This window comes from Rahnella perminowiae, from assembly GCF_019049755.1.
GTDB classification, from domain to species: Bacteria; Pseudomonadota; Gammaproteobacteria; order Enterobacterales; family Enterobacteriaceae; genus Rahnella; species Rahnella perminowiae.
The window spans coordinates 1-9,678 of the sequence record NZ_JAFMOS010000447.1; the positions used below are offsets into that span (position 1 = coordinate 1).

Below are 9,678 nucleotides of genomic sequence, written 5' to 3' on the forward strand. Positions count from 1 at the left end.
GGCAAAAATCACGTAATACTCTTCCATAATTCCTTCGACGCGCCCGACTTCCTCGATTTTCTCATCCTGAAATTCAGTTGATGAATAAACGGCCGGAGCGACAAATATCGCATCGTTGTTCATTCCAAACGCTTTCATCAGCGCGGCATCGTCAAACTCACCAAGAATATTGACCTTCAACCCCTGCGTATTAAACCAGTTAAGCAACTTACGTCCCAGCATCGAACGCCGGCCGGGGATGAGTAATGGACGATGCTCCAGGCAATCCGGAAAATCCATGCCTGACGGCGGATTACAACAAAAGAAGCTGATCGGACTTTCACCCAGTTTGACCGAAAACAACCCTTCCTGCTGGGTAGAATCCACCGGGCAATCTGACAAAATCATGTCCAGTTTATGCTGACTCAGCTGTTCAAGCAGCATTTCGTGAGTCGATTCAAAACAGCGCAGGTGAATTTGTGCGTTGTCCGGCGGCACCGCAGCTTCCAGCACACGGCTGACCAGTCGTTTGGATAACGCATCCGCCACACCTACATCAAATAGCAGGCTCGCCTCTTTGCGGTAATTCACAATATCCAGCATTTCCTGACTGAGAGTGAACATCTTATCGGCATAGCGGTAAATCAGTTGCCCCAGTTCAGAAGGCACCAGCCCCCGCCCCAGCCGTTTGAAGAGTTTGCCATCCAACCTTTCTTCCAGAGACTTAATCTGTCCGGTGATGGTTTGCGGAGTAAGATGTAATGCTTCCGCAGCTCCTACAACTGAACCTGATTTGCATACGTGCCAGAAATAATACAAATGGTTGTAATTAATATGAGGCATGGTTTCACCCTTTCCTGAAGTATAAAGTCAGCATTATGCTGTACGTTTCTTCGGTAAGGCCCGGCTCAGGAGCAGGTATCCCAGAACCGCTGATGCGACTGAACCCATCAGTATACCCATTTTTGCATATGTCAGCAGCGCGGGTTCAAGCGTTGCAAAAGCCAGAGAACCGATGAAAATCGACATAGTGAAACCGATGCCACACAGCACGGAAACTGCCGCAATCTGACTAAAGGTTATGCCGGATGACAGACGTGTCATTCCTGATTTCAACGCGATCCCCCCGAACAGCATAATACCCAGCGGCTTACCGAGCACAAGCCCGGCAGCAATACCCATGGGTAATGTTGAGAATGAACCCGCGACCGTCACGCCCTGCAATGAGATACCGGCATTGGCGAACGCAAACATCGGCAAAATAAACCATGAAACATAAGGATGGATCCCATGTTCCAGACGGCGTGCCGGTGATTTTTTATTGTCTTTGGTCCTTAACGGAATTAAGAAACCAAGGATGACACCCGCCAGTGTCGCGTGAATCCCTGATTTCAGCACACAGACCCAGAATACGGCACCAATCAGCAGGTAAGGCGTCAGCTTTGTTACTCCGCGCCAGTTCAGGAAAGCCAGGGCCGCGATGCAGACCGCCGATAAACCCAGCGCCATCATCGACACATCATGGCTATAAAACAGAGCAATGATCACAATGGCACCCAGGTCATCAATAATCGCCAGAGCCAGCAGGAATACTTTTAACCCGGTTGGTACACGCGAGCCCAGCAGCGCCATTACACCCAGCGCAAACGCAATGTCCGTTGCTGCCGGAATAGCCCACCCCTGACGGGCGATTTCATCGCCGCCGTTAAACAGTAAATAGATTAATGCCGGAACAACCATACCACCGAGCGCAGCAATGGCAGGAAACATCGCCTGCTGGCGATTGGCCAGCGCACCTTCACACATCTCCCGCTTTACTTCCAGACCAATCATCAGAAAGAAAACCGCCATCAGACCATCGTTAATCCACAGCAAAAGTGGCTTGTCGATCAGAAGTTCGGAAAAACGTAAGGTGACGGGAACATCGAGAAACGCCTGATAAACTCCCTGCAACGGGCTGTTCGCCATGATTAATGCCACGATGGCTGCAATGATTAACACCACACCACCGGCGGCTTCCATCCGTAAAAACTGACGAATAATATTCGACATCCTGATTCTCCTGTAGAAAAAACGTGGCAAGAAAATGCTTACCACAATGGAATGTCTGAATTGTACGCAAACAATCACTTCGCAAAAAGTCGATTATTTCTGCATTATAGCTCGTTTTTTACGAGGCATTGGATTTCCCTTTTTACATCAGAATGCATAAAAAATCCCCGGCGCGTTAACCGCTGCCGGGGATGTTGTCTGGCTCTGCATCGCTGTATCCAGCGAATGGTTAGCGGGTCAGATCATCAAAAAACTTTTTCACGCCGTCGAGGAAGCTTTTGGAGCGCGGGCTGTTTTTTTCACCCGAAACACCGCCAAAACTTTCTTCCAGATCCCGCAGCAACTGCTTCTGCTTCTCGTTCAGACTGACCGGAGTTTCTACGACCACACGGCACATCAGGTCGCCCTGAGCACCACCACGGACAGATTTTACGCCGCGTCCGCGCATACGGAACATTTTCCCCGTTTGCGTTTCAGCCGGGATTTTCAGGCTCACGCGACCATCAAGCGTTGGCACTTCAATTTCGCCACCCAGTGCCGCCATGGCGAAGTTGATTGGTACTTCGCAGTACAGGTTATTACCTTCGCGCTCAAAGATTTTGTGCGCTTTAACCTGAACTTGGACGTACAGGTCCCCTGACGGAGCACCATGCTCACCGGCTTCGCCTTCACCTTCCAGACGAATACGGTCGCCCGTATCCACACCCGCAGGAATTTTCACTGACAGCGTTTTTGAACGTTCTACGCGACCATGTCCGTGACATTTTGTGCACGGATCTTTAATCACTTTACCGCGACCCTGACAGGTCGGACACGCTTGCTGAACTGTGAAGAAGCCCTGACGCATCTGAACCTGGCCTGCACCATGACAGGTCGGACAGGTGGCCGGAGAGCTACCCGCTTTCGCGCCGCTGCCGTGACAAACGTCACATTCATCCAGTGTCGGGATGCGGATTTCTTTGGTGACACCACGAACGGCCTCTTCCAGAGTCAGATCCATGTTGTAACGCAGGTCTGAACCCCGGCTGGCACGCTGACGGCGACCGCCGCCAAAGATGTCGCCAAAGACGTCACCAAAGATGTCGCTGAAATCTGCACCGCCGCCGTAGCCACCGCCACCACCGCCCATGCCACCTTGCTCAAAGGCTGCATGACCGTACTGGTCATAGGCCGCACGCTTTTGCGCATCGGTCAGAATTTCATAAGCTTCTTTAATTTCTTTGAATTTACTTTCCGATTCTTTATCGCCCTGATTACGGTCAGGGTGATGTTTCATCGCCAGACGCTTATAAGCCTTTTTGATTTCACGCTCATCCGCTGTTTTGGATACGCCTAAAATCTCGTAATAATCTTGCTTCGCCATGCTTTAACCTACCCTCAACATGCGTGCACGGGCGTAGAGTTTCCTCGACGCCCGTGCTGGTTATCAGTAAAGCTTCTTACTGTGCCCGCTTAAGGGCGATTATTTTTTGTCTTTAACTTCTTCGAATTCAGCGTCAACAACGTCATCATCTTTCTGCGCGCTGGTGTCGCCGCCTTCTGCCTGGCCTTGCTGCTGAGCCATTTCCATCAGTTTGCCGGAAACCTGTACCAGCGCCTGGATTTTCGCTTCGATATCAGCCTTATCTTCACCTTTAGCAGACACTTCCAGTGCTTTCAGGGCTTCTTCTACGGCAGTTTTGTCTTCAGCTGGCAGTTTGTCGCCCGCTTCTTCCAGTTGCTTACGGGTACCGTGGATCAGATGATCCGCCTGGTTGCGGGTCTGAACCAGTTCTTCAAACTTACGGTCAGATTCGGCATTGGCTTCAGCATCATTAACCATTTTCTGGATTTCTTCTTCGCTCAGACCAGAAGATGCCTTGATGGTGATCTTCTGCTCACGGCCGGTATTTTTGTCTTTCGCAGACACATGCAGGATACCGTCGGCATCAAGGTCGAAGGTGACTTCGATCTGAGCCTGACCGCGTGGTGCTGCCTGAATACCGTCCAGGTTGAATTGACCCAGAGATTTGTTATCACTTGCACGCTTACGTTCACCCTGCAACACATGGATGGTGACTGCAGACTGGTTGTCTTCCGCAGTAGAGAACACCTGGCTGTGTTTAGTCGGGATAGTGGTGTTTTTGGTAATAAGCGGAGTCATCACGCTGCCCATGGTCTCGATACCCAGAGACAACGGCGTTACATCCAGCAGCAGAACATCTTTCACATCACCTGCCAATACACCACCCTGAACCGCTGCACCGATTGCCACAGCTTCGTCCGGGTTCACGTCTTTACGTGGTTCTTTACCGAAGAAATCTGCAACTTTCTTCTGAACCATTGGCATACGGGTCTGACCACCCACCAGGATAACGTCCTGAATATCAGAAACTGACAGACCTGCGTCTTTCAGCGCCACTTTCAGTGGTTCGATAGAACGGTTAACCAGGTCTTCTACCAAAGATTCCAGTTTTGCACGGGTCACTTTGATGTTCATGTGTTTAGGACCTGTCGCATCAGCAGTGATGTACGGCAGGTTCACGTCAGTTTGCTGAGCAGAAGACAATTCAATCTTCGCTTTTTCAGCGGCTTCTTTCAGACGTTGCATCGCCAGTGGATCGTTACGCAGATCCATGCCTTGCTCTTTCTTAAATTCTTCAACCAGATAGTTGATCATACGGCTATCGAAGTCTTCACCACCAAGGTGAGTGTCACCGTTGGTCGCCAGTACTTCAAAGGTTTTTTCACCGTCAACTTCATCAATTTCGATAATAGAGATATCGAAAGTACCACCACCCAGGTCATATACCGCGATAGTACGGTTGCCGATTTCGCGATCCAGACCATACGCCAGTGCTGCAGCAGTCGGTTCGTTGATGATACGTTTGACTTCCAGACCTGCGATACGGCCAGCGTCTTTCGTTGCCTGACGCTGAGCATCGTTGAAGTAAGCAGGTACGGTGATAACAGCTTCAGTTACCGGTTCGCCCAGATAATCTTCAGCGGTTTTCTTCATTTTCTTCAACACTTCGGCAGAGATCTGCGGCGGTGCGATTCTTTGACCTTTAACGTCGATCCACGCATCGCCATTGTCAGCGCTTACGATCTGGTAAGGCATGATGCCTTTATCACGTTGTACTTCTTCATCCTGGAAGCGACGGCCAATCAGGCGCTTGATCGCAAACAAGGTATTCTGCGGGTTAGTCACAGCCTGACGTTTAGCCGGAGAACCTACCAGAGTCTCGCCATCTGCCGCATAAGCGATGATGGAAGGAGTGGTGCGGTCGCCTTCAGCATTCTCCAGTACACGAGCAGTCGTGCCATCCATGATAGCTACACAAGAGTTGGTGGTGCCCAGGTCGATCCCAATAATTTTACCCATCTAAAACGTCTCCACTTAAATTCATATTCGTTCAGGTTGCTACTGTATATGTGGCCGATCTTTACGATTTCAACAGCCCCATTTAACGGATTTCCCGACGGTAACAACTGCGGTTGGGAATAAGATGGGGCCATGCCGCTCAGCATCAAGGGGCAAAGTGAAAAAAAATCTTCAATTGCTGTTACGCCAGATCAATGTTTGCTGACGCAACCCTCCTTATGATGCCGCGCGCTTCTACGATATGTGGGTTTTTTGCCCATTTCCCAAGCGTTTCTTCCCCCGATTATCAATTAATAATAATTCCGATACAGAGGATCTATGCACAGCAAAACGTTGGCAAATCCAGGCCCGCTCGGGCTGATGGGATTTGGTATGACCACAATCTTATTAAATTTACACAACGCAGGTTTTTTCCCTCTGACCGCAGTCATTGTCAGTATGGGGATTTTTTATGGTGGTTTGATTCAAATTCTTGCCGGGATGATGGAATTTAAAAAAGGGAATACGTTCGGTACCACCGCATTCACTTCTTATGGCGCGTTCTGGTTAAGCCTGGTCGGCATCTTAATGCTACCGCGCATGGGCATGGCCGATGCCAGTAGCGAAGCTTTCCTCGGTGCTTATCTCGGCATCTGGGGTGTGTTCACCTTATTCATGTTTTTTGGCACCCTGAAAGCAAACCGCGGTATACAGGTTGTTTTTGGCAGTCTGACGATTTTGTTCGCCCTGCTTTGCTATGGAAATATGACCGGGAATGCTGCTGTTCTGCATTTTGCTGGCTTTGAAGGCATCTTCTGCGGCGCCAGCGCGATTTACCTGGCGATGGCCGAAGTGCTGAACGAGCAATATGGCCGTACTGTTTTGCCAGTCGGTGAGCCAAAAAACCACGCTCCGCAAGTTGACGCTGTTGTGGCATAAGTGCCCTCAGCCACGCGCAAAAAGCCCTGCATTGCAGCAGGGCTTTTTAGACATAAAATCCAATCACTGGCCGGAAGCGGCACCCTCGGAAAATTTCGCTGTGCGGGTCGTTTCGCTGTCCAAATCACGGCTGAGATAAAGACCGGTCAGCAAGCCAATCGCCGACAAAGCCAGCACATACCAGGCGGGAGCCATCGGTGTCAGGCGCATGAACAATGTGACAAAGACGGGCGTCAGACCACCGAAAATCGCGTAGGCCACATTGTATGAAAAAGAGATGCCGGTAAAACGGACTTCCGCCGGAAACGCCCGCACCATCACGTAAGGTACGGCGCCAACTACGCCCACGCTTAGCCCTGCCAGCGCATACATGCCCATCAGCACTGAGGCGTCTGCCGCGACCATGTGATAAAAAGCAGCGCTGCAAATCCCGAGGAACAGGCTGCCGAAGATAAAGGTTTTGCTGGCTCCGAGGCGATCAACAATGCTGCCCGAAATAATGCACCCGAACATCAGCGCCACGGTGGCCAGACAATTTGCCTGTAATGCCGCTGCCGCCGGAATACCGAACTGCTTCTGCAACCAGGTGGGGGTCATCAGGATCACCACCACGATGCCCGCTGATAACAGCCAGGTCATCAGCATTGATACCACGATTTCTTTTTTGTGATTGGCAATGACGGCTTTCAAGGGTAGTTCTTCCGCCAGCGCCTTACGCGTTTTCATTTCAATGAAGACAGGCGTTTCCTGTAACCAACGGCGCAGATACATCGCGATCAGACCAAAAACTCCGCCTATGAAGAACGGAATACGCCAGCCGTACTGACTGATGGCGGCTGGTGTCATGCTGGTGTTCAGTAAAGTTGCCACCAGAGAACCCAGCAGGATCCCCAGCGTTAAACCGGCTGTGAGAGTGCCGCAAGCGAAACCGATGCGGTTACGCGGTACATGTTCGGCGACAAATACCCATGCTCCCGGCACTTCGCCGCCAATTGCTGCCCCTTGTAACAGGCGCATCAGCAACAGTAACAGCGGAGCCGCCATGCCAATCGAGGCGTATGTTGGCAACATCCCCATCGCCAGAGTGGGTAATGCCATCAGCAAAATGCTCAGACTGAACATGCGCTTACGGCCGACCAAATCCCCGAAGTGTGCCATGATAATGCCGCCCAGCGGACGCGCCAGATAACCGGCAGCAAAAATACCAAAGGTCTGAACCTGACGGAGCCAGTCGGGCATATTGGCCGGGAAGAAGAGATCGCCTATCACCGCAGCGAAGAAGACAAAAATGATAAAGTCGTAAAATTCCAGGGCGCCGCCCAGTGCAGCGAGGGAAAGCGTTTTGAAGTCCTGCCGGTTCAACCGGCGCGATTGTGCGTGTTGCATAGGATACCGTCAGACACCAGAGTGAAAAAATGGAAAGGTTTTTGCCACCTTTTGTAAAGTAATTATTACTATATCGGCAAATATTTTTCACACCAGTCGTGTCTGACGCTTAACATCGCTAAATTTCAAAAAGGAACGGGTATTCAGTTTTTTGTATCGCGGCGGGCACTTTTCGGACGGAAAGCTGCTACCACCTCATCATGGGTTTCAATATAGGGCCCGTCGAGTAACTGGATACAATAAGGCACGCTGGCAAAAATGCCGGAAACTATCACTTTACCGTCCGCATCCTTCAGCCCTTCCAGCGTTTCCTGAATGGATTTCGGCTGGCCGGGTAAATTCAGGATCAACGCCTGTTTGCGAATCACCCCAACCTGACGCGATAAAATCGCCGTCGGCACGAAGTGCAGGCTGATCTGGCGCATCTGTTCGCCAAAGCCGGGCATTTCCCGGTCGGCCACAGCCAGGGTGGCATCCGGCGTGACATCACGACGCGCAGGCCCGGTTCCCCCGGTAGTCAGTACCAGATGACAACCGCTTTCATCGACCAGTTCGCTAATCGCCTGTTCAATCAGCGGCTGCTCGTCAGGGATCAGTTTTTTTTCCAGCTTAAAGGGCGTAATCAGCGCTTTTTGCAGCCATTCTTCCAGCGCCGGAATTCCTTTGTCCTGATAAACGCCGCTCGATGCGCGGTCCGATACTGATACCAGACCAATTCGTAATGTATCCATGCTATTTCTCCACAGCATTTTTCTTCGTAGTCACAGCACTCAGTATATCGGTAACCGGCCGGTGGTTTTATCACAGCCATAAAAAAAGCGGCTGATTAGCCGCTTGATGCTGAAACAGAGCGCTGATTACAGCAAATCAGAAATCATTTTTTCCAGTTTACCCTGATCGACTGCAAACTTACGGATACCGTCAGCCAGTTTGTCGATCGCCATTGGATCCTGGTTATGCTCCCAGTAGAACTGAGATTCAGTCAGTGGTGCAGGGCGTGGCTTGGTTTCACCGGAGAAGGACAGTTTGCGCTCCAGCGGGCCTTCGCTTTCTGCCAGTTCTTTCAGCAGCGTAGGGGCGATGGTCAGGCGGTCACAGCCTGCCAGTTCAATGATTTCGCCAATGTTACGGAAGCTTGCCCCCATCACGACAGTTTCATAGCCGTGTTGTTTGTAGTATTCGTAGATTTCGGTCACCGACACGACGCCCGGATCTTCATGCGGTGCGAACTCTTTTTTGTCACCGTTGGCTTTGTACCAGTCAAGGATACGGCCAACGAACGGAGAAATCAGGAAGACCCCCGCTTCAGCACAAGCACGCGCCTGAGCGAAGGAGAACAGCAGCGTCAGGTTACAGTTGATGCCTTCTTTTTCCAGTTTCTCAGCAGCGCGGATGCCCTGCCAGGTCGAAGCCAGTTTGATCAGGATACGGTCATTGCTGATACCCGCATCATTGTAGAGTTTGATCAGGCGTTTGGCTTTGGCCACGCTTGCATCAGTATCGTATGACAGACGTGCATCAACTTCTGTTGAAATACGGCCCGGGACCAGTTTCAGGATTTCCAGACCGATGTTCACTGCCAGTTTGTCAGCGGCATCAGTAATCTGCTGGTCATGATCGCTGCTCTGGTCACGTGCCCAGGCGATAGCTTCGTCGATCAGTTTACGGTATTCAGGGATTTGGGCAGCGCTGAGGATCAGAGACGGGTTAGTGGTCGCATCCTGCGGCTGGTACAACTTCATTGCCGCGATATCTCCGGTGTCAGCTACAACCTGAGTCATTTGGCGTAGGGAAGTCAGTTTATCGGTCATTTTGGCATATCTCATCGTTTGGACGTTTTCGTATAGACATTTTCATGCCTTGCCTTTGGCTGATGATAACATGCAAAAAGCCAGGCGCAAGGCGCATATCACGGCATGCTCGGCTACGAGCATGCCGTGATTTTTCACCTTCCAAAACACGCAAAGTCAGTCAAAATG

The 9,678-nt window shown here is 51.0% G+C and carries 8 protein-coding genes; 1 reads left to right on the forward strand and 7 read right to left on the reverse strand.

Annotation, left to right across the window (positions count from 1 at the left end; all coding sequences use genetic code 11):
• The 4 genes from nhaR to dnaK form a co-directional block, all read right to left on the reverse strand.
• Positions 1 to 822 (reverse strand): transcriptional activator NhaR (nhaR, locus tag J1785_RS07485; RefSeq protein ID WP_217219150.1); only part of this gene is annotated, 822 nt, incomplete at its 3' end.
• Between the two features lie 33 nt (positions 823 to 855).
• The gene (gene nhaA, locus J1785_RS07490; protein WP_217219151.1) at positions 856 to 2,031 is read right to left on the reverse strand and encodes a Na+/H+ antiporter NhaA; all 1,176 of its coding nucleotides are present in this window, start codon (positions 2,029 to 2,031) and stop codon (positions 856 to 858) included.
• 229 nt (positions 2,032 to 2,260) lie between these two features.
• Complete coding sequence (gene dnaJ, locus J1785_RS07495; RefSeq protein WP_047605755.1) at positions 2,261 to 3,394, reverse strand: molecular chaperone DnaJ; 1,134 nt, start codon at positions 3,392 to 3,394, stop codon at positions 2,261 to 2,263.
• 99 nt (positions 3,395 to 3,493) lie between these two features.
• Positions 3,494 to 5,395: a molecular chaperone DnaK gene (dnaK, locus tag J1785_RS07500; RefSeq protein ID WP_129991300.1), complete on the reverse strand. Its 1,902-nt coding sequence runs from the start codon at positions 5,393 to 5,395 to the stop codon at positions 3,494 to 3,496.
• Between the two features lie 318 nt (positions 5,396 to 5,713).
• Here dnaK and satP point away from each other — a divergent pair, with 318 nt between their 5' ends.
• The gene (satP, locus tag J1785_RS07505; RefSeq protein ID WP_129953250.1) at positions 5,714 to 6,313 is read left to right on the forward strand and encodes an acetate uptake transporter; all 600 of its coding nucleotides are present in this window, start codon (positions 5,714 to 5,716) and stop codon (positions 6,311 to 6,313) included.
• 63 nt (positions 6,314 to 6,376) lie between these two features.
• Here the strand turns inward: satP and J1785_RS07510 are convergent, their stop codons facing one another.
• The 3 genes from J1785_RS07510 to tal form a co-directional block, all read right to left on the reverse strand.
• The gene (locus tag J1785_RS07510; RefSeq protein WP_217219152.1) at positions 6,377 to 7,699 is read right to left on the reverse strand and encodes an MFS transporter; all 1,323 of its coding nucleotides are present in this window, start codon (positions 7,697 to 7,699) and stop codon (positions 6,377 to 6,379) included.
• 143 nt (positions 7,700 to 7,842) lie between these two features.
• A complete protein-coding gene (gene mog / locus J1785_RS07515; RefSeq protein ID WP_129953252.1) occupies positions 7,843 to 8,430 on the reverse strand; it encodes a molybdopterin adenylyltransferase in 588 nt (195 codons plus the stop codon).
• A gap of 126 nt (positions 8,431 to 8,556) precedes the next feature.
• Complete coding sequence (gene tal / locus J1785_RS07520) at positions 8,557 to 9,510, reverse strand: transaldolase (protein ID WP_129991299.1); 954 nt, start codon at positions 9,508 to 9,510, stop codon at positions 8,557 to 8,559.
• Positions 9,511 to 9,678: the final 168 nt, after the last annotated feature.